21 protein-coding genes are annotated in these 19420 nt (G+C 53.8%); 16 read left to right on the top strand and 5 right to left on the bottom strand.

The features are described from left to right. The first annotated feature begins 28 nt into the window (after nucleotides 1-28). From ACOTY9_RS02275 to ACOTY9_RS02310, 8 genes are all read left to right on the top strand, one after another. Nucleotides 29-1618 (top strand): methyl-accepting chemotaxis protein, encoded by a 1590-nt coding sequence (locus ACOTY9_RS02275; RefSeq protein WP_348565502.1) that lies wholly within the window; start codon nucleotides 29-31, stop codon nucleotides 1616-1618. A gap of 62 nt (nucleotides 1619-1680) precedes the next feature. Further along, on the top strand, nucleotides 1681-2607 hold the full coding sequence (glsB, locus tag ACOTY9_RS02280; RefSeq protein ID WP_047626169.1) for a glutaminase B: 927 nt from the start codon (nucleotides 1681-1683) through the stop codon (nucleotides 2605-2607). Next, nucleotides 2607-2969: a DUF4186 domain-containing protein gene (locus tag ACOTY9_RS02285; RefSeq protein ID WP_023337293.1), complete on the top strand. Its 363-nt coding sequence runs from the start codon at nucleotides 2607-2609 to the stop codon at nucleotides 2967-2969. The genes glsB and ACOTY9_RS02285 overlap by 1 nt, the downstream gene beginning before the upstream one ends. Nucleotides 2970-3076: 107 nt before the next feature. Continuing rightward, nucleotides 3077-4525, top strand: a complete 1449-nt coding sequence (locus ACOTY9_RS02290; protein ID WP_421637298.1) for a GGDEF domain-containing protein — start codon at nucleotides 3077-3079, stop codon at nucleotides 4523-4525. Nucleotides 4526-4636: 111 nt separating this feature from the next. Then, complete coding sequence (locus tag ACOTY9_RS02295; protein WP_058690768.1) at nucleotides 4637-5602, top strand: sensor domain-containing diguanylate cyclase; 966 nt, start codon at nucleotides 4637-4639, stop codon at nucleotides 5600-5602. Nucleotides 5603-5684: 82 nt separating this feature from the next. After that, nucleotides 5685-6212 (top strand): GNAT family N-acetyltransferase, encoded by a 528-nt coding sequence (locus tag ACOTY9_RS02300; protein ID WP_348565500.1) that lies wholly within the window; start codon nucleotides 5685-5687, stop codon nucleotides 6210-6212. 116 nt (nucleotides 6213-6328) lie between these two features. Continuing rightward, nucleotides 6329-7780: a tagaturonate reductase gene (locus ACOTY9_RS02305; RefSeq protein WP_047344240.1), complete on the top strand. Its 1452-nt coding sequence runs from the start codon at nucleotides 6329-6331 to the stop codon at nucleotides 7778-7780. A gap of 201 nt (nucleotides 7781-7981) precedes the next feature. Beyond that, on the top strand, nucleotides 7982-8896 hold the full coding sequence (locus ACOTY9_RS02310) for a bestrophin family protein (RefSeq protein WP_023337298.1): 915 nt from the start codon (nucleotides 7982-7984) through the stop codon (nucleotides 8894-8896). On the opposite strand, the gene ACOTY9_RS02315 is transcribed toward ACOTY9_RS02310, so the two are convergent. Beyond that, complete coding sequence (locus ACOTY9_RS02315; protein ID WP_014883841.1) at nucleotides 8884-9432, bottom strand: GNAT family N-acetyltransferase; 549 nt, start codon at nucleotides 9430-9432, stop codon at nucleotides 8884-8886. The two genes, ACOTY9_RS02310 and ACOTY9_RS02315, sit on opposite strands and share 13 nt — an antisense overlap. 134 nt (nucleotides 9433-9566) lie before the next feature. Between ACOTY9_RS02315 and ACOTY9_RS02320 the strand changes: the two genes are divergently transcribed. From ACOTY9_RS02320 to ACOTY9_RS02345, 6 genes are all read left to right on the top strand, one after another. Then, complete coding sequence (locus ACOTY9_RS02320) at nucleotides 9567-10151, top strand: hypothetical protein (RefSeq protein WP_121527875.1); 585 nt, start codon at nucleotides 9567-9569, stop codon at nucleotides 10149-10151. 52 nt (nucleotides 10152-10203) lie between these two features. Then, nucleotides 10204-10644, top strand: coding sequence for a GNAT family N-acetyltransferase (locus ACOTY9_RS02325; RefSeq protein ID WP_121527876.1), 441 nt, complete (start codon nucleotides 10204-10206; stop codon nucleotides 10642-10644). A 146-nt stretch (nucleotides 10645-10790) separates the two neighbouring features. Continuing rightward, nucleotides 10791-11786 carry an alpha/beta fold hydrolase gene (locus ACOTY9_RS02330; RefSeq protein ID WP_023330426.1) on the top strand — a complete coding sequence of 332 codons (996 nt, stop codon included), beginning with the start codon at nucleotides 10791-10793 and terminating at the stop codon, nucleotides 11784-11786. A gap of 44 nt (nucleotides 11787-11830) precedes the next feature. Next, entirely contained in the window at nucleotides 11831-12571 is a 741-nt protein-coding gene (locus tag ACOTY9_RS02335) for a response regulator (RefSeq protein WP_014883845.1), read from the top strand. Further along, nucleotides 12568-13866: an ATP-binding protein gene (locus ACOTY9_RS02340; protein ID WP_047626182.1), complete on the top strand. Its 1299-nt coding sequence runs from the start codon at nucleotides 12568-12570 to the stop codon at nucleotides 13864-13866. Before ACOTY9_RS02335 ends, ACOTY9_RS02340 begins: the two co-directional genes overlap by 4 nt. 135 nt (nucleotides 13867-14001) lie before the next feature. Next, nucleotides 14002-15192 (top strand): cytochrome c biogenesis protein/redoxin, encoded by a 1191-nt coding sequence (locus ACOTY9_RS02345; RefSeq protein WP_047626183.1) that lies wholly within the window; start codon nucleotides 14002-14004, stop codon nucleotides 15190-15192. An 8-nt stretch (nucleotides 15193-15200) separates the two neighbouring features. Here the strand turns inward: ACOTY9_RS02345 and tam are convergent, their stop codons facing one another. Next, the gene (gene tam / locus ACOTY9_RS02350) at nucleotides 15201-15959 is read right to left on the bottom strand and encodes a trans-aconitate 2-methyltransferase (RefSeq protein ID WP_014883848.1); all 759 of its coding nucleotides are present in this window, start codon (nucleotides 15957-15959) and stop codon (nucleotides 15201-15203) included. 83 nt (nucleotides 15960-16042) lie between these two features. Continuing rightward, complete coding sequence (locus ACOTY9_RS02355; protein WP_014883849.1) at nucleotides 16043-16627, bottom strand: GDP-mannose pyrophosphatase nudK; 585 nt, start codon at nucleotides 16625-16627, stop codon at nucleotides 16043-16045. A gap of 86 nt (nucleotides 16628-16713) precedes the next feature. On the opposite strand from ACOTY9_RS02355, the gene ACOTY9_RS02360 reads away from it, so the two are divergent. Beyond that, nucleotides 16714-17475: a DeoR/GlpR family DNA-binding transcription regulator gene (locus ACOTY9_RS02360; protein ID WP_014883850.1), complete on the top strand. Its 762-nt coding sequence runs from the start codon at nucleotides 16714-16716 to the stop codon at nucleotides 17473-17475. A gap of 32 nt (nucleotides 17476-17507) precedes the next feature. On the opposite strand, the gene ACOTY9_RS02365 is transcribed toward ACOTY9_RS02360, so the two are convergent. Continuing rightward, entirely contained in the window at nucleotides 17508-17870 is a 363-nt protein-coding gene (locus ACOTY9_RS02365; RefSeq protein WP_023330429.1) for a DUF4406 domain-containing protein, read from the bottom strand. Nucleotides 17871-18019: 149 nt separating this feature from the next. Continuing rightward, nucleotides 18020-18463: a PACE efflux transporter gene (locus tag ACOTY9_RS02370; protein WP_014883852.1), complete on the bottom strand. Its 444-nt coding sequence runs from the start codon at nucleotides 18461-18463 to the stop codon at nucleotides 18020-18022. A 382-nt stretch (nucleotides 18464-18845) separates the two neighbouring features. On the opposite strand from ACOTY9_RS02370, the gene ACOTY9_RS02375 reads away from it, so the two are divergent. Continuing rightward, the gene (locus ACOTY9_RS02375) at nucleotides 18846-19415 is read left to right on the top strand and encodes a hypothetical protein (protein ID WP_047626185.1); all 570 of its coding nucleotides are present in this window, start codon (nucleotides 18846-18848) and stop codon (nucleotides 19413-19415) included. Nucleotides 19416-19420: the final 5 nt, after the last annotated feature.

Below are 19420 nucleotides of genomic sequence, written 5' to 3' on the forward strand. Positions count from 1 at the left end.
GTCTAACGTCTTGTTACTGAAGAAAATCATGAACCTAACGCAAATTTTTCGTCGTATTGCGCAGCGCTTTATCCCACGTCAATTTGGCCTGCTGACGGGTATCTTTTGTATTATTGGCCTTTTCTCCGCACTACAACTCTCCTCATCTTTTCTGCTTAACGCCTCCCTGAAGGACGCTCAGCGCAACGAGCGGCAAAATCTGCTGGCGTATCAGCAGCAGAGCAAGCTTGATTTGGCGCGTGTCTCCCTGCTGGCGGCAAGCGATCTGCTTAACCGCTCCGGCGTCTGGTTTATGCAGGATAAAGAGACCGGTTCAGAAGGAAGCTGGCACAGTCTGATGGATGAGGCGCAAGCATCGCTGGCGGTTTCTCAGCAGGCGTGGCAAGCCTGGCGGGCACTCAATCCGCCGGAAGATGAGGCCCTGGTGAACAGCTATCAGCTTTTTTACGGTGCCATTAAAGAGCAATCGGAAGCGCTTGTCAGAACCCACACCATTGATGCCTTTTTTGCTGTCCCGGCCCAGGCGTTTCAGAGCGACTTCAACGATAATTACGCCCGTTATCAGCAGGCCAGCGAGAAGCAGGCCATGCAGGGGCGTCAGGGACTTATGACGCAGCTTTCAAGGCTGCAAACGTTGTTCCTGTTTGCGCCGGTTTTACTGCTCGCCATCGCCGTTGCCGTCTGGTTCGGCATGTCCAGGTGGGTGATCACGCCGTTACGTCGACTGATTGCGCATATTAACCAGCTGGCAGCCGGAGATCTATCCGGTACGCCGCCTGCCGTCAGGCGTTTTAATCGTGAGACGGGGCAGCTTAGCGACAGTATCGCCACCATGCAGCACGGTCTGCAGCAGCTGGTGACCCAGGTCAGCCATGCCACGACCGCAATGGTTGAAAATATCGGCTCCCTGGCGCAGGGGAATCAGAAGCTGTATCAGCAATCGGCGCGTCAGGCAAAAGAGCTGGAAGAGGTCACGACCCATATCGCGACGCTGGAAACGCATGTGGAAGGGAATACCGGCTACGCCAGACTCGCCAGCTCGCGCGCGGACGAAGCGCGTCAGGCCGCGGTAGGCGGTGACCAGATGATGTCGACCGTGAATGCGTCCATGCAGGCGATCGTCGAGCGATCTTCTGAAATGCGCGGGATCGTGGCGATGATCGACAGCGTGGCGTTTCAGACCAATATTCTGGCGTTAAACGCCGCCATTGAAGCCGCCCATGCCGGTAACCACGGGCGCGGGTTTGCCGTTGTCGCCCGGGAAGTCGGCCTGCTTGCCAGAAAGAGTAGCCACTCAACGCAGACCATCCAGGAACTTATCAATCGCTCTTTGCAGGGCATTGAAGACGGATCCCGCGCGGTGAATTTGATGGAAGACAATTTGCAGCAGGTCACCGGTCTGGTCGGCAATTTAAGCAGTTTGCTGAATGAAATCTCAACCGCTACGCTCAGTCAGGGGGAGAGTATTCACCAGATGACGCGTCAGCTTCAGGCGCTGAATCAGGTTTCCCGCCAGACGGATCTGCTGGTTTCTGACGCCTCAGAGGCCTCTGAGCGACTGCAAAAGCAATCCGATCTTTTATTGCAGGCCGTTTCGCGTTTTCGTCTTAGCGCCTGACGCAATACATAAGCCTCTGTTATACTCGCAGCCCGTTTTAGCCTGAGGGCAAGGAGCAAAGAGTGGCTGCGGTCATCCATAATGAGATGCTGGACGAGATTCTGGCGCAGGTTCGTCCGTTATTGGGAAAGGGTAAGGTTGCCGACTATATTCCGGCTCTTGCCTCGGTCAGCGGTAATAGGCTGGGGATTGCGATCTGTACCATCGACGGACAGCGATACCAGGCAGGGGATGCCACTGAACGTTTTTCGATTCAGTCAATTTCGAAAGTGCTGAGCCTGGTTGCGGCGATGCGCCAGTACGAGGAAGACGAGATCTGGCAGCGTGTCGGTAAAGATCCGTCCGGCCAGCCTTTTAACTCACTGCTTCAGCTTGAAATCGAGCAGGGTAAACCGCGTAACCCTTTTATCAATGCCGGGGCGCTGGTGGTCTGCGATATGCTGCAAAGCCGTCTCAGCGCACCGCGTCAGCGAATGCTGGAGATTGTTCGTCAGCTCTCGGGCGTTGACGATCTTGCCTATGATTCGGTAGTGGCCCGCTCGGAGTTTGAGCACTCCGCCCGTAACGCGGCCATCGCCTGGCTGATGAAATCCTTCGGCAACTTTCATAACGACGTGGCGACCGTACTGCAAAACTACTTCCACTACTGTGCGTTGAAAATGAGCTGCGTTGAGCTGGCCCAGACGTTCCTGTTTCTGGCGCACCAGGGGCACGCGCCGCATCTCGATCAGGACGTCGTTTCCCCACTGCAGGCGCGGCAGGTCAACGCCCTGATGGCGACCAGCGGCATGTATCAAAACGCGGGCGAGTTTGCCTGGCGGGTTGGGCTTCCGGCCAAATCCGGCGTTGGCGGCGGGGTCGTGGCGATTGTGCCGCATGAAATGGCGATTGCCGTCTGGAGCCCGGAGCTGGATGAAACGGGAAATTCACTTGCCGGTGTGGCGGTGCTGGAGAAACTGACCCAACGTCTGGGACGTTCCGTATACTGATGTCCGATCTGGATCCGCTTTTTTCCCGCCTGGCGCGATCGACGTTTCGCTCGCGCTTTCGTTTAGGCAATAAAGAACGGCAGTACTGCTGGGACAAAGGACCCGACACCATTGACCAGCATGCTGCGGATTTCGTTAAAAAACGCCTTGCACCGGCGCAACCTGCCAACGACGGTAAACAGACGCCCATGCGCGGTCACCCGGTATTTATCGCCCAGCATGCCACGGCGACCTGCTGCCGGGGCTGTCTGGCAAAATGGCATAATATTCCCCAGGGCGTGCAACTGACTGCGCAGCAACAACATTATATCGTCAGCGTGATCCACCACTGGCTGGTGATACAGATGAACAGCCAAATTTGACGAGTTATGATCCTGTTGTAATTGTGTTATAGATGCAGGTTAAGTTAGTCCCGATCATGCTGACGACCGCAATATTTGCCATAAGCATTCATATGGAATGATATTTAATGCGTTCTGCTCTCACCGCCTTCAGGTTGTTCCAACCCGACACGCCGCTGCGTAATGCCTCGGCGATATTTATTCTCACCACTCTCTTTTATTTTGTGGGCGCGGAATTGCGGCTGGTCGAGGCCTTATCCCTGTTCTGGCCGCTGAATGGCGTTATGGCAGGGATCTTTGCCCGTTATGTGTTTCTGCATCACCTGCATTACTACGCGGTATGTTATGTCGCGATGCTGATGTACGACGCGGTGACGACTAACTGGGGAATGGCCTCGGTGGTCATAAACCTGTCTAACATGATCTTTATCGTCGTTGTCGCCGTGCTGGTTCAGCGTGACAGACGGTTGATGAAGAAAACCCCCGATCCGCTCAACGCATTACGGCTGTTTAACTACTGCCTGATTGCTGCGCTGCTGTGTGCCTTGCTCGGTGCGTTCGGGTCCGTGGGGATAGACAGTCATACCTTCTGGCCGCTGTTTGCCGACTGGTTTAGCGAACAATTCTCCACTGGCGTACTCGTTGTGCCGTGCATACTTACCCTCGGTTTGCCGGTGCGGGAACTCAGGGTAAATCTGGAGAAACTGTTACCGATCATTGCGCTGGTTGTTTCGGTGGCTGCCTCGGTGGTGATTGGCGGTGCGGGAAGCCTCGCATTTCCGCTGCCTGCGCTTATCTGGTGTGCGGTACGCTACTCGCTGCCTGCGACCTGCCTGCTGACGTTTATTACAGGGGCGATTGAAATCATTCTGGTCGCCAACTCCATCATTAATATCGCCGTGGCGACGCCGCTCTCGACCCCGATGATGTTTTCTGCGCGGCTGGGTATTGCCACGATGGCGATCTGCCCGGTGATGGTCTCCGTCAGCATGGCGGCGATTAATTCCCTGATCCGTCAGGTATCCCTGCGGGCGGATTATGACTTTCTGACCCACGTCTACTCGCGTTCCGGGCTTTACGAGGCGCTAAAACGCGAAGAAACGCACCGTCATCCACGTTTTCTGACCGTCATGCTGCTCGATATTGATTACTTCAAAAGCATCAATGATAACTACGGTCATGAGTGCGGCGACCGCGTGCTGGCAGCCTTTGCCCGCCAGGTTCAGCAGGTCGTTGGCGAAGACGGGATGGTGGCCCGCATGGGGGGAGAGGAGTTTGCTGTGGTCGTCAATTCGGGCGATGAACAACACGGCTATGCACTGGCGGAACGTATCAGGAGTACCGTCGCCAGCCATCCTTTCACCTGGCGTCAGCAGACGCTTTATCTGACGGTCAGTATTGGCCTCGGAAGCGGAAAGGCGGAGTCATGGCAGTTGACGGAGGTCTTCAACAAGCTGATGGCCGAGGCGGACGATCATCTTTATCGTTCAAAAAAGGCGGGTCGAAATCGTACCAGCGCCCGGCTGGCGGATGAGCAACTTGCCGCCAGTGCCGGGAGTGAAACTGAGTTGCGTTAATCGTTATAAGGCATTGACGTGAATTAGATAGCGGCTTAACAGGATATTCGCACACTGACAATGTCTCTGTTTAAGCTACGCTTTGAGTAACGCTTTACGTCAGGAGACATTATGAAAGCACCTGCAACACCTGAAAATGAAACAGACCGACTTCACTCGCTGCGCGAATCGGGTCTGCTTGAGATCGACAGTTCCCCGGCGTTTGACCGCTTAACGCGCCTGGCGAAACGCTTTTTCCAGGTGCCACTGGCGATGGTCAATCTTATTGATGAGCACTCGCTGATCGTGAAATCGGCGGATGGACAGGCACCCGGTTCCGTTCCGCGTAACATCTCTTTCTGTGGCCATACGATCCTCACTGAAGCTCCGCTGGTGGTAGGGGATATGCTTCAGGATGACCGGTTCGCGGATAACCCGCTGGTGGCCGGTGAGCCCGGCGTGCGTTTTTACGCGGGCTTCCCGCTGCGCTTACGAGACGGCGCAAGCGTTGGCTCGCTCTGCCTGATTGATTACGCTCCTCGCGAGTTTTCAGCGGCCGATCTCGCCGTACTGGGTGACCTGGGCGCGCTGGCTGAGGATGAGTTTGCCGCCATCAGCGCGGCGACCACGGATGAGTTGACCGGGTTATTCAACCGACGCGGCTTTAATCAGCTTGTGCGGTTCACACTTTCCATTGCCCGACGCCGTGCTGAGCCGTTGACGCTAGGATGGCTGGATCTGGATCGGTTCAAGGAGATTAACGATCGTTACGGGCATGAGGAGGGGGATAAGGCGCTTAAAGTCATGGCGCAACTGATGCGTACCTCTTTCCGTGAAGCGGATCTGCTGGTTCGTTTCGGTGGCGATGAGTTTGCGGTGCTGTTTGCCGACACGGATGAGCAGGGGGCGTGGATTGCCATGCAGTATCTCGCCGAGCAGGTCGAAAACTACAATGCGCGCAAGTTACACCCATGGTCGCTGAAGTTCTCCTGGGGGCTGAGTGAATTTGATCACAACAGTAACGACCTGCAAAAGTGGCTCAACGATGCCGATGCAAAAATGTATGCCATGAAGCAGCAGCGGCAGCGCGGGCGGTGATATAACAAAAGCGTATGACTGACCCGATTGCGTTAAGAAAATGTTAAATGCAAAGTGTGGGTATTCAACGTAAGGACAAACAATGAATACCTCGCTGCATATCCAAAACTTCACCCGTGACGACATTCTCACTCATCTTGATGCGCTGGCCGGGACCCTCGAAAACTGCGTGAGCGGCGGCGCATCCGTCAGCTTCATGTTGCCGTTTAGCCTCGAGAAGGCCCGTTCATTCTGGCTCGGTATTGCTGAAAGCGTAGGGCGCCATGAGCGCGTTGTACTTGCCAGCGTTGATCCCCAGCTGGGGGTTATCGGAACGGTGCAACTGATTACCGACCAGCCAGAGAATCAACCTCATCGTGCCGATGTGGCAAAACTTCTGGTACATGAAAAAGCGCGTCGCAAAGGGGCCGCGATGGCGCTGATGGAAGCGCTTGAGGCTGAAGCCCGCGCCAGAAATATTTCGGTTCTGGTACTCGATACCTCCACCGGCAGCGGCGCTGAGACGTTTTATCAGCGTGCCGGCTGGCAAAAGGTCGGTGAGATCCCGCGCTACGCCCTGATGCCGGACGGTGCCATGACGGCGACGTCCGTGTTCTACAAATTCTTATAATTTTCGTCACAACCACGCCGTGAATTGATCGAAACAGGGTTCCTGGTCGGAAAGTTTTGATAAGTTATCGTACCAATCTTATCAGGCTGTATGACTAATCATAAAAGGAACCCATTGTGAACACGCTTAACCGTCGTGATTTTCCCGGTGCTCAATACCCTGAACGCATCATCCAGTTTGGTGAAGGCAACTTCCTGCGTGCGTTTGTCGACTGGCAAATTGACCTGCTAAATGAACATACCGATCTCAATGCCGGTGTGGTTATCGTTCGCCCCATTCAGAGTGCTTTCCCGCCCTCGCTGAGCACCCAGGATGGCCTCTATACCACCATCATTCGCGGCCTGAATGAGCAGGGCGAAACGGTAAGTGAGAGCCGTCTTATCCGCTCGGTTAACCGGGAGATCGACGTCTACAGCCAGTATGATGCGTTCCTGAAACTGGCCCACAACCCCGATATGCGTTTTGTTTTCTCGAACACCACGGAGGCCGGGATCGGCTATCACGCGGGTGACAAATTCGACGATGCGCCTGCCGTGAGCTATCCGGCGAAACTGACGCGCCTGCTGTTTGAGCGCTTCAGCCACTTCAATGGTGCGACCGATAAGGGCTGGATCATCATTCCGTGTGAGCTGATAGACTACAACGGAGACGCCTTGCGTGAACTGGTCTTGCGTTATGCGCAGGAGTGGGCGCTGCCTGCCGCTTTCATCCAGTGGCTAAATGAAGCAAACCATTTCTGCTCAACGCTGGTTGACCGTATTGTGACCGGTTACCCGCGCGATGAAGCGGCCGCGCTGGAAGCTGAGCTGGGATATCACGATGCGTTCCTGGATACGGCAGAACACTTCTATCTGTTTGTCATTCAGGGGCCTGCATTCCTTGCTCGAGAACTGCGTCTGGATAAGTATCCGCTTAATGTGCTGATTGTGGATGACATCAAACCCTACAAAGAGCGTAAAGTCGCCATCCTGAATGGTGCGCATACGGCACTGGTGCCGGTCGCGTTCCAGGCGGGGCTGGATACGGTCGGTGAGGCGATGAATGATGCCGATATCTGTGCCTTCGTCGAAAAAGCGATTTATCAGGAAATTATTCCGGTCCTCGATCTGCCACGTGATGAACTGGAATCGTTCGCCAGCGCGGTAACAGGGCGTTTTCGGAACCCTTACATCAGACACCAGTTGCTCTCGATTGCGCTCAACGGCATGACTAAATACCGCACCCGCATTCTGCCGCAATTGCTGGCCGGGCAAAAGGTCAGGGGGCAGTTACCATCCCGTCTGACGTTTGCGTTAGCGGCCCTGATTGCGTTTTATCGCGCGGAGCGTAACGGGGAGGGCTATCCGGTACAGGATGATGCGAACTGGCTGGAATGTTATCAGCAGTTATGGGCGCGGCACCGCGATAATCAGATAAGTACCCGTGAACTGGTGCAGGCTGTGTTGAGCGAGAGAGAGCACTGGGAGCTGGACCTGACGCAGGTGAACGGCCTAGTGGACCAGGTGACGCTGGATCTTGATGCCATTCTGCTGAAGGGAATGCGCGCAGCGGTGAAGCCACTTTGCTAATCACGTCACCCGGCTGCGGCCGGGTTTAAATAGAATCTGTTTTAGTTACAACATACTATTTACTCCGTTTTTAAAAAAGAGAATCAGCACCGTGCATATTTCGCTTTGCAGAGGGGAAAATGCAATGTCCCGTTAACATGCTTGCAACCGTGAGGGGGATCACGTTTAATAGCCACGCTCTTTTCTTGCCTGAAACTCACTATGATTGTTCGTCCTAAACAGCACTGGCTACAACTGATTTTTGTCTGGCACGGTTCGGTACTTCCCAAAATCTATACCCGACTGCTGCTCAACTTCCTGCTTTCTATCGCCGTGATCCTGATGCTGCCGTGGTACACCTCGCTGGGCATCAAATTTACCGTCGCGCCCTTCAGCATTCTCGGCGTGGCGATCGCTATCTTTCTGGGTTTCAGAAACAACGCCTGTTATTCACGTTACGTCGAGGCTCGACTGCTCTGGGGGCAGTTGATGATAGCGGCACGCTCGCTGTTTCGCGAGGTAAAAAACACCTTGCCTGACGATAAACATCTGGGTGAGTTTGTCCGCCTGCAGATTGCCTTTGCCAACTGCCTGCGAATGACCTTGCGCCGGGAACTGAACGCTGACGAACTCGCTCGTTATCTTGCTGCGGATGATTTACGGCACGTGATGGCTGCCAACTCGCCGGCCAACCGTATTCTACTGATCATGGGGGAGTGGCTTGCCGTGCGGCGGCGTAACGGACAGCTTTCGGACATCCTTTTCCATAGTCTGAACAACCGCTTGAACGACATGTCCATCGTCCTTTCCGGCTGCGAGCGTATCGCGACGACGCCAGTGCCGTTTGCCTATACGCTGATTTTGCACCGCACGGTATATCTGTTCTGCATCATGCTGCCGTTTGCGCTGGTTGTGGACCTGCATTACATGACACCGTTTGTCTCCGCGCTGATCTCTTACACCTTTATCTCGCTGGATACTTTGGCAGAAGAGCTGGAAGATCCGTTTGGTACGGAAGATAACGACCTGCCGCTGGACGCCATCTGCAACAATATGGAACGCGATCTGCTGCAGATGAACGATGAAGAGAACATTCCTGAAAGGTTGATGCCAGATAAGCATTATCAGCTGACCTGACGGGCGTTCCACTCGTCGCGGGTGATCTCCCACAGTTCGGAGTCAAGCATACCGCTGACGTAGGCTTTCTTTTCCGTTCTGACAAGCCGCATGCCGCTGCTGTCTGAAATACGACGTGAGCGGCTGTTGGCAGCGGCCTTCGGCGCACGCAACACCGCTTTGTTCAGCGTATTGAACCAGTAATCCGTCGCCGCAATGCTCGCCTCCCGCATATAGCCTTTACCCTGAAACTCCGGTGCCAGCCAGAATCCGCGGTTGTTATCTTCAATATCGTACAGGCAGATAATACCCATGAGTTCATCCGGTACTTCGCGACGTCGGATGCTCCAGAACCAGGCAATCCCTTTTGCCATATCGGGCAGCGCCACGTTGTTAACATAATTTTCCGCACCGTTATCCGGGTAAGGCCAGGGCACCGAAGAGACCATATAACGCACGATCTCCCACCGCGGATATAGCTTCTGTATCTGGACAGCATCTTCGGCAACCAGCGGTTTTAACAGTAAGCGTTCAGTCGTGAGCGTAGGTATTGTCATCCGCGGATCTCCGTATTTAAGCGTTATGTTTTTGTTTGGGTTCTGGTATTTTTATCTCTATCACATTCCAGTGCGCTGCGCTGTGGTTATTGACCACCAAAATCGTTTCCTTTTATTTGATGGTGATATTTTTGATGAGATTGCTGCCACTTTTAAACGGACGCGTTTTCTGTGATCTCCTGCATCATGGCTGGGAGATTGAGAAGACTATCGCCCGAGGCGAGGCTCATCTATTGAACCATTCCACTCCCGAGCTTGAACGTTATTTTTCCCGGCCGCTCAATGAGCTTCCACGTCAAAACCCTTATCCGGTCGCGGTGCTGCTTCCTCTGTTTTTAGTGGCTTTTGCATTTAATCTTCTGCCTTTTCTCCATGCGTTTCCGGGCTTATCACCTTTACACCATGCACTGGGCTTTTTCTTACCGTCATTGGCCATGATTGGCGCGCTCATCATCACAAGCGTACTTCTGGCTCGGGGATTAACGTCAGGGTTAGCGGGATTTCTGGCGCTGTTCTTTATTTTGCTGATAATAACCGTCGTTCAGGCGGTATATTTCTTGTTTGCCCATCACGGAAGTAGTTGGCCACTGGTCATTGCCTTCTTCGCGTTGGTATTTTGCAGATTGGTGATGAATGGAAGAGGGTTCGTGCTCTTTACGCTCTACTGCCGTACGCAGCGTCTTGCCCGTCTGGCCCGCAAAATGCGATTAAAAAGGTGATAAGACCCTACGCTGTTTCGATATGGCAATTAACAGGTATTGCGAGGAACACATGGCAGTTACGGTAAGACCGCTACGCGAAGATGATTATTCTCAATGGCGACCGCTGTGGGATGGCTATACCCATTTCTATGAGTGCTATCTTGAGGAATCCGTTACCGCATCAACCTGGGAGAGGGCGCTCTCAGCGCAATCGTCGATGTTCTGTCGCGTGGTAGAGAAGGACGAAAAAGTGATCGGTTTCGCAATGTGTATTCTGCACGAAGGCACCTGGTCAACAGCGCCCATTTGCTACCTGGAAGATCTGTTTGTTGATGCTGATGAACGCGGCGCGGGGGCGGGCAAAGCGCTTATAGATGCCCTGATTGCAGAAGGTAAGCGTGAAGGGTGGTCAAAACTGTACTGGGTCACCCGGGAGAATAACCCAGCGCGTAAACTCTACGATCAATACGGTGAGGCCGACGATTACGTTCGCTATCGCCTTTCCCTGTAAGGCTAAAACGCCTGTGTTTGTATCACACTGTATCTGTGTTCCTGATACATACACAGGCTTGCAATAAACCCGCTTTCGCACATATCCGCTATACATTGAGGTGTTGTTATATCCCCGTGAATTGAACTCAATCGGAGACACCAAATATGTTCAGCAAACTCGCTTACTCGACCCTTGCTCTGACCGTTTCTCTTGGCACCGTGATGTCCTGTCAGGCCGAAGTCACCGGCACCAGCTTCACGGCAGCCTTTGACCACCCGCAGCAAATTAACGCCGGCGACCTTAACGTCGGGTATGTCGACATCGGCCCGAAAGACGGTCAACCGGTTATTTTATTACACGGCTGGCCCTACGATATTCACAGCTATGCTGAAGTCGCTCCCGCACTGGCGGCAAAAGGTTACCGTGTCATTGTGCCTTCTCTGCGCGGCTACGGCACCACTCGCTTCCTGTCAGCTAAAACCCCGCGCAACGGCCAGCCGTCTGCGATGGCGAAAGATATTGTTAATCTGATGGACGCCCTGAATATTAAACAGGCCGTATTTGCAGGCTACGACTGGGGTGCCCGCACAGCGGATATCGTTGCGGCGCTGTGGCCAGAACGCGTTAAGTCGCTCGTTTCGGTGAGTGGGTATCTCATCAGCAGCCAGCAGATTGGCAAACAACCGTTGCCGCCAAAAGCAGAGCAGCAGTGGTGGTATCAGTTTTACTTCGCCACCGAGCGCGGTGCGGAAGGCTACGCTAAAAACACGCATGACTTTGCCCGTTTGATCTGGTCGCAGGCCTCACCGGACTGGAAATTTAGCGATGCAACCTTCAACGCCAGCGCCAAATCGCTCGATAATCCGGATCACGTCGCGGTGACGCTCAGCAATTACCGCTGGCGCTTAGGGCTGGAAAAAGGTGAGCGCAAATACGACAGCTACGAGCAAAAACTGGCCGCGCTGCCGAATATCACCGTACCAACGATCACCATCGAAGGCGGAAATAACGGGGCACCGCATCCGGCACCACAGGCCTACGCGGGTAAATTTACCGGTAAGTATGAACACCGCACCTTTGGGGCGACAGTGGGTCACAATCCGCCTCAGGAAGATCCGCAGGATTTCGTTAACGCTGTGGTCGACGCAGATAAACTCTGAAATGTGCTATTTTCAATACGTTACCCTTCAGTCTGGAGATTTCGGTGGAGCATATTGACCATATCCTTGTCGTCGATGACGATAGGGATATTCGTGAACTGATTGTCGACTATCTCGTTAAGTCCGGTTATCGCGCCTCCGGCGCGGCCAACGGCAAGGAGATGCGCGCCGTGCTGGATAAACAGCATATCGACCTGGTGGTGCTGGACGTCATGATGCCCGGCGATGACGGTCTTACGCTGTGTCGGCAACTGCGTGTCGGCAAACATAAAGATCTGCCTATCCTGATGCTGACGGCGCGTAATGAGGAGACGGACAGGATCCTGGGGCTGGAGATGGGGGCGGATGATTACGTTGTGAAGCCTTTTGTTGCGCGCGAATTGCTGGCGCGAATCAAAGCGATTTTACGCCGTTTTCGTACAATGCCGCCCAATTTACAGGTAACAGAAGCAGGGCGACTGGTGACGTTTGGTGAATGGGAGCTCGATACCGTTGCCCGCCACCTGATAGACCCGGAAGGGGTGATTGTGGCGCTCAGCGGGGCGGAGTATCGCCTGCTGCGCGTTTTCCTCGATCATCCTCAGCGCGTGTTGACTCGCGATCAGCTGCTCAACCTGACGCAGGGGCGCGACGCCGAACTGTTTGAACGTTCTATCGATCTGCTGGTCAGCCGGGTACGTCAACGCCTGAATGAAGATGCGCGTACACCCGCCTATATTAAAACCGTGCGCAGCGAAGGCTATGTGTTTACCATGCCGGTCACGATCAAAGAGGCGAACGAATGAGGTTCTGGCCACGCTCACTGTTGGCCCGTTTGCTGATCATTGTGCTTCCCGGCCTGTTGCTGGCCAACGCCCTGAGCCTGACGCTGGTCATGATAGAACGAATGCACAGCGCCCGCACGGTGATGCTCGGTAACCTGGAATACGATGTCGCGACCAGCGTGGCCATTTTAGACCGCTTACCGGCCACTGAACGGGCGGCGTGGCTGCCGCGCCTTGAGCGGGGTAACTATCGTTATATCCTCGGTCCGGGTGAGCCGGGCAACGCACCGACGGATAAGCGTTCCCAGGATGCCATCCGTACCTTAAAAGCGACACTGGCAGCACAATACCCGCTCAGCTTTACGGCTGTTCCTGGCGCCATTTCACATATCCAGGCACATCTTACGTTACACGACGGTGCGCCGTTGACCATTGATCTGATCCCGCGCATGCCACCGGTCGCCAGCTGGCTGCCCGTTGTTCTTATCCTGCAACTGTTGCTGCTCGCGGCCTGCTCCTGGTTTGCCGTGCGGCAGGTTGTGCGGCCTTTTTCACAGTTTACCCGCGCGGTTGACGCCCTGGAACCGGCGGCCAATACGCCAATGACCGAGAAAGGGCCGCTTGAGGTACAACGGGCTGCCCATGCCTTCAACGCCATGCAGGCACGTATTCAGTCTTATCTCCGGGAACGTGCGCAGATTCTGGCCTCCATTTCGCACGATCTCCAGACGCCGATTACCCGCATGAAGCTGCGGGTCGAAATGGCGGAACAACCTGAACTGCGCGACAAGCTAATGGATGACCTTGATAATATGTCGCGTCTGGTGCGCGAGGGGATTGCCTATGCCCGGTCATCAGAATCACTGGAAGAGACATCGCTGAAGCTGGAACTTAATGCCTGGATAAACAGCATCGCTTGTGATTATCAGGACATCGGTAAACACGTGCAATTTCAGGCGGGCGAATCCCGTTTGCCGATTGTGACGCGTCCGCAGGCGCTTCGCCGGGTGATGACCAACCTGCTGGATAACGCCCTGAAATTTGGCGAGCGCGCCAACATTGTCATTGATGATTCATCCGCCAGTGAGGTGGTGATCCACATTATAGATGGCGGCCCGGGAATACCCGATGCCGAACTGGAGGCCGTATTGCAGCCGTTTTATCGGGTTGAAACATCGCGCAACCGTGATACCGGTGGAACCGGACTGGGTCTGGCAATTGCTGCGCAACTGACCGCACAGCTGGACGGCAAGCTGAAGCTGGCGAACCGCGCCGAGGGCGGGCTGGATGTCTCCGTTACGCTCCCACGACGTTAATTGTATGGCTTTGTATCTGCCTTCCGGGAAGATACAGAGCCAGACAAAACCCGCGCTTTTACACATATCCTGAACACATCCGCACGATGAAATAGCCTCACTGCAGCGTCGCAGGACTTGTATCGTGAGGTCTCTATGTTTTTGATAATTGCTTTTCTGGGCGGGATGATAAGCCTGCTCAGTCCATGTACACTCCCGGTTATTCCCCTCCTGTTTGCCGGTTTTCAGGGGCAAAGACGACATATTATGGCACTGCTCGCGGGGATGATCGTGATGTTCACCCTGGTTGCGATGGTTGTCACCGTCGCCAGCGAGTGGATAGCTGAAGCCACCGTCGTTGGACGCTGGATCGCGCTTATCATTCTGGCTACGGCCGCGCTGGCGTTAATTTTTCCCTCCTTTGCCCAGCGAATTGCCGGGCCAGCAGTCAGCGCGGGAAACGTCCTGAACACCCGAAGCGGACAAACACGCGGCATGGCATCTGCTTTTCTGGCCGGGCTGGCGGTCGGGTTGCTCTGGTCCCCCTGCGCAGGTCCCATTCTGGGGGCGATATTCAGCCTTAATATTGCGGGACATTCAGCCATCGCGACAGGGGCGTTACTTGCCGCCTACGGCAGTGGATGCGCGTTAATGCTGGGTTTACTCGTTCTCGGAGGCCGCACGCTGATGGCACCTCTGAGAGCAAAATCGGCGCTGATGGCGAAGCTTCGCCAGGGGGCTGGCGTGGTGATGTTAGCGGCTGTCGTCTTTAACGCGACCGGAATGACGTCTGTTCTGAAAGGCGCAAATGGGGTGGCGGACCGTCTTGAAACCACGCTGCTGAATCTGGCAAAACCCGCTACACAAGCGGTGAAGCTCCAGCCGGTGGTGATGACCGAGCCGAGTAGCCAGCTGCCGTCGTTGAGCGGTGGAACAGGGTGGATAAACGGTGACACTGTCACGTCTGAATCACTGCGCGGGAAGGTGGTCCTGATTGATTTCTGGACCTGGGACTGCATTAATTGCCAGCATACGCTTCCGCATGTGCGCGACTGGGCCACAAAGTATCAGTCGCAAGGTCTGGTCGTGATTGGGGTTCATACCCCGGAATATCCGTGGGAGAAACCGATTTCGTCGGTAAAAAATGCGGTGAATAAATGGCAGCTGCCGTATCGGGTTGTGACGGATAATAATTACCAAATCTGGAATGTTTTCGGCAACCAGTACTGGCCAGCGCATTATTACTTTGATGCTAAAGGGCAGCTGCGCTACACCTCCTTTGGGGAGGGAAATTACGATAAACAGGAACAGGTGATTCAACAGCTGCTGAAAGAAGCCCGTTCCTGATTACCGCCTCAGGGTTGACGCTGAGCAACCATAAACAACCGAGGAAAAGCCAGCAGTATCTGCCCGTTTTCCTGGAGCGGATACTGCTCTTCCAGTAGTTCATGGTAGCGTTTCAGGAAACGTTTCTGTTCGTGCTCGTTCAGTTCCTGGAGCCATGGGCGTAACCCGGTGGCGCTGACCCAGTCAATGATGGCCTGATGCGAGCGCATTTTATGGAAATAGGTCGTCCGCCAGATATCCACCTCACACCCGGCTTCGGACAAAATGTCATAGTAGGCATGGACCCCAGGCAGCGGTTCTCTACCGCGGTCAGGATAGTCTTGCTCCAGGGCCACTTCGCGCATGGCTACGTGAGTAGGCTCAAGCCAGTTGTCCGGCATCTGGATCGCCAGGACGCCATTAAGCGCGAGGAGAGAAACAAGGTGAGGCAGAAGATCGTAATGGTCTGGAACCCATTGCAATGACGCATTGGCATAAATCAAATTCAGCGCCTGGTCCGGCTTATACTGGCGGATATCGGACTCAACAAATCGGCAGCCCGGCAGCGCACTGCGCGCCTCTTCCAGCATGGCAGGCGAGTTATCGACCCCGGTAATCTGTGCGTTCGGCCAGCGATGGCGCAACAGCGCCGTGCTGTTTCCCGGACCACAGCCCAAATCGGCGAGGGTGGCGACGTCATCCAGTGGGATTCTGGCGAGTAGCTCAGCGGCAGGACGCGTGCGTTCAGCACCGTATTGCAGATAAAGAGAAGGGTTCCAGTCGGCCATCTTTAGATCTCCTTTTTGCGTGTACCAGCAAGGATAGCACAGGCCGGCACCTGCACCGGGACAGGTGCCGCAACAAGGTCACATTACAGAATGCCTTTCAGTGCAACATGATAGAGCAGCATGATGGTTTTCCCGTCGACAATCATGCCCGTTTCAATGCCCCGCAAAGCGTCCTCAAAGGGGAGCTCCAGCACGTCGATATCCTCACCCTCCGCTTTGATACCGCCGCCTGCGCTGGTTTTATCCTTTGGCTGATATTCGGCAAGGTAGAAGTAGAGTTTCTCCGTAACGGAACCCGGGCTCATATAGGCTTCAAAGATTTTCTGCACGCTCGACACCTTAAACCCGGTCTCTTCTTCCGCTTCTGCCTTTATTCGGCTCTCTGGATCCATATTGTCGAGCAGGCCCGCAGCAGCCTCGATCAGATCACCCTGATGACCATTGATAAAGACCGGGAAACGGAACTGGCGAGTCAGAATCACCGTTTTTTTATCACGGTTGTAGAGCAGAATAGTCGCGCCATTCCCCCGGTCATAAACTTCACGGGTTTGTCGCTGCCATTCGCCATCGCGTCGTTGATGGTCAAAGGTATATTTTTTGAGTAAGTACCAGTTATCTGACAATATTTCATCGTTAATGATGCGCACATCTGCACGTTTCGATTGCACGTTTTGTCCTCCTTACGTAGAGTAACGATTAATAACAGCATTAACGTGCAGTTTCAAGATTTATCATGCAATATCAGGAATCCAGAATGCTCACCAGTCAGCGAAAACAATTGATACTTGAGAAGCTCGGCGCCGAAGGCCAGGTCCAGTCTAAAGCGCTCAGCATTCTCTTTGATGTCTCTGAGGACACCATCCGGCGTGATTTACGCGAGCTGGCGGCAGAAGGGCGTTTACAGCGTGTTCACGGCGGTGCGCTGCCGTCGTCTTCCGCTATTGTGCCTTTTGCAGAGCGTCAGTCCGTTAAAATGGATGCCAAAAGAAAGGTGGCGCAGAAGGGCGCGCAGCTGATTTCTTCGGGCCAGGTAGTGATCATTGACGGTGGAACGACCACCTCTGAACTGATTACTTTCTTACCGCCTGATTTGCGTATTACCGTGGTGACGCACAGTCCGAGCATTGCTCTGGGGCTGGTTAATCATCCCGCTATTGAAGTGATTCTGATTGGCGGCCGTTTGTATAAACACTCAATTGTTGCAGTCGGCGCGGCGGCCATCGAAGGTATCGAAAACATTCATGCCGATCTGTTCTTTATGGGCGTGACCGGGATCCATCCGGAAGCAGGGCTGACCACGGGCGATTTCGAAGAGGCGTGCATCAAACGTGCATTTTCCGGCAGAGCGGCCGAGACGGTTGTTCTGGCTTCACCGGAAAAAATCAATACGGCGTCATCGTTTGTGATTGGCGACGTATCCTTAGCGAATACGCTTGTCGTCGAAGACGATACCGATCGTGGCTGGGTGCATACGCTATCCGAAAAAGGGGTATCGGTCGTACTGGCTTCCTCATGAGCCAGTCAGATGACTGACTGGCACGGTCATCGTTAAGCCTGAGGAATGCTCTCCAGCGTAGTATAAATCGTGAGGCCAAGTTCCCTGGCCACTTCAATGTCCATATCCGCCCCCTTAGACGCACCGGCAATCCGATAAATCGCATCGCATTTTGCGATGAGCCGGTGAGCTACGGGGTAAAGCATTGATTCTGCGATGTCATCTCCCAACGATGTCGAGCCTGCGGCCTTCGCCAGTGGCAGAGCCAGCCATTCGCCAATGACCGGAACGTGACCACGCTGGTATACGGCTAATGCGGCGTTTTCGAGACGCGCAAGATTCTCATCAATGCGCGCCTGAAGGCCATCGGTGCCGCTTCGATAGGGACCGGCAATTAAAATGAGCTGTTGTGTCATAGATACCTCTGTCAGTGTGATTGCATGAAGTTGCACGTTTGTAGACGATATCTTACGAAATTACCGCCGCGTTTTGAAAGTATTTCGTGCATTTTCGTGCAAAAACATGCATGGCAGAGCATTTGATCACTTAGACAGAAGGGCTATTGTTATGAAGCCGAACGCCTCCGTCCAACGAACATCCAACGCAGGTAATCGTATAGCCAGTTAAACAGCATTGTGTATGGCAGGAAAAACAGCACCAGCCCAATCTCAACGAAAAATGCCTCAGTGATGGGTAAATCCAGCATAACCATCGCAACGGGGATTAAGGTGATGATCAGTCCTGTTTCAAAACCCACCGCATGGATAGCACGAACAAGGAAGGTTCGTTGAAAGCGGTATTTTTTCTGCAGCGAGTCAAAGAGTTTATTAAAAACAAAATTCCATGCCGTCGCGGTCAGTGCAGATATCACGGACAGCGATCCAGACTGGAGTATCGAAACGTTCATCAACCAGGCAAGCGACAGCGCGATGATAACGTTAGCTATGACTTCAAAAATGACAGCATGGAAGATTCGTTCTTTAACGCTTTTATTTAATTCAATTTCCATTTGCTCAGGGCTGCGTTTTCCAAAAGCTGAAGTATATCAGGCATCGTTCAACTCTTTCTAAACATGCAGGATTGAAACTCTGAGCAAAAGCGGAAGGCACTGTGAGATGGTCAACGGAGACGCTTTCAGAGGGTATCAGCATTCAGGTCAACGTAGCCATGAAACGCCAGATTTCGCCTTACTTAATGCAAGTACGCATAATGTATATTATGTTAAATTGAGTATGAGGCCCGTAATGAAGCCAACAAAAGCTTCATAGTTGCCTTCCCTTCTACTATCGCTTATCGAGATACTTATTAAAAAATGCCGTGATGCTCTTGAGCGGAATCTTTTCCATACGATCATATAAATCAACATGTGTGCCTAATCGCTGAGTATTCAAATGTTTAATGTTTTATCCCGTCGACTGCAACACTGTAACAAGGTGGCCGTCAACATAAACAATGCCGCCCCGACGCAGCTGCAACAGATCAAGACGCAGCTGGCCGAAGAAATGGGTAAGCCTGTAGGCCTACATACCATGGGTATTCCGGCGGCGGTCAGTACGCTCGGGGTGATTGTCAGTTTCGCCATTCCGCAGCTGTGGCTGGGTTACGGCATACTTACCGCACTCGACCAGCCAGCCGAGCGCGTATTCGTGTGGGTTGTGCTGGTCGCCCTGCTGTTCGCTGGCCTTAACGGTGTGACGATGTTTATGATTGGCAAAGGCAGCATGCGCGCTGTGCGGTTACATTTTACGCTGGCGGTGATAAGCCTTTTGTTAACAGCAGCTTATCTGCTTGCCGCGCTGATCGAGAGTACTTCTCCGGGCGTCAGTCTGACCGCGGCGCTAGTGAGTATCGTCATGTTACTGCTTAGCGGCAGCTGTATTTTTTCCACCGCCTTTTATAAGATGCTGCTGTTTACTCTGCATAACAGAGCCTGGCGCAAGCTTATCAGCCAGGCGCGTTAAGCATT

The organism is Enterobacter cloacae complex sp. SHL012 (genome assembly GCF_049237505.1).
Lineage (GTDB): Bacteria > Pseudomonadota > Gammaproteobacteria > Enterobacterales > Enterobacteriaceae > Enterobacter > Enterobacter kobei.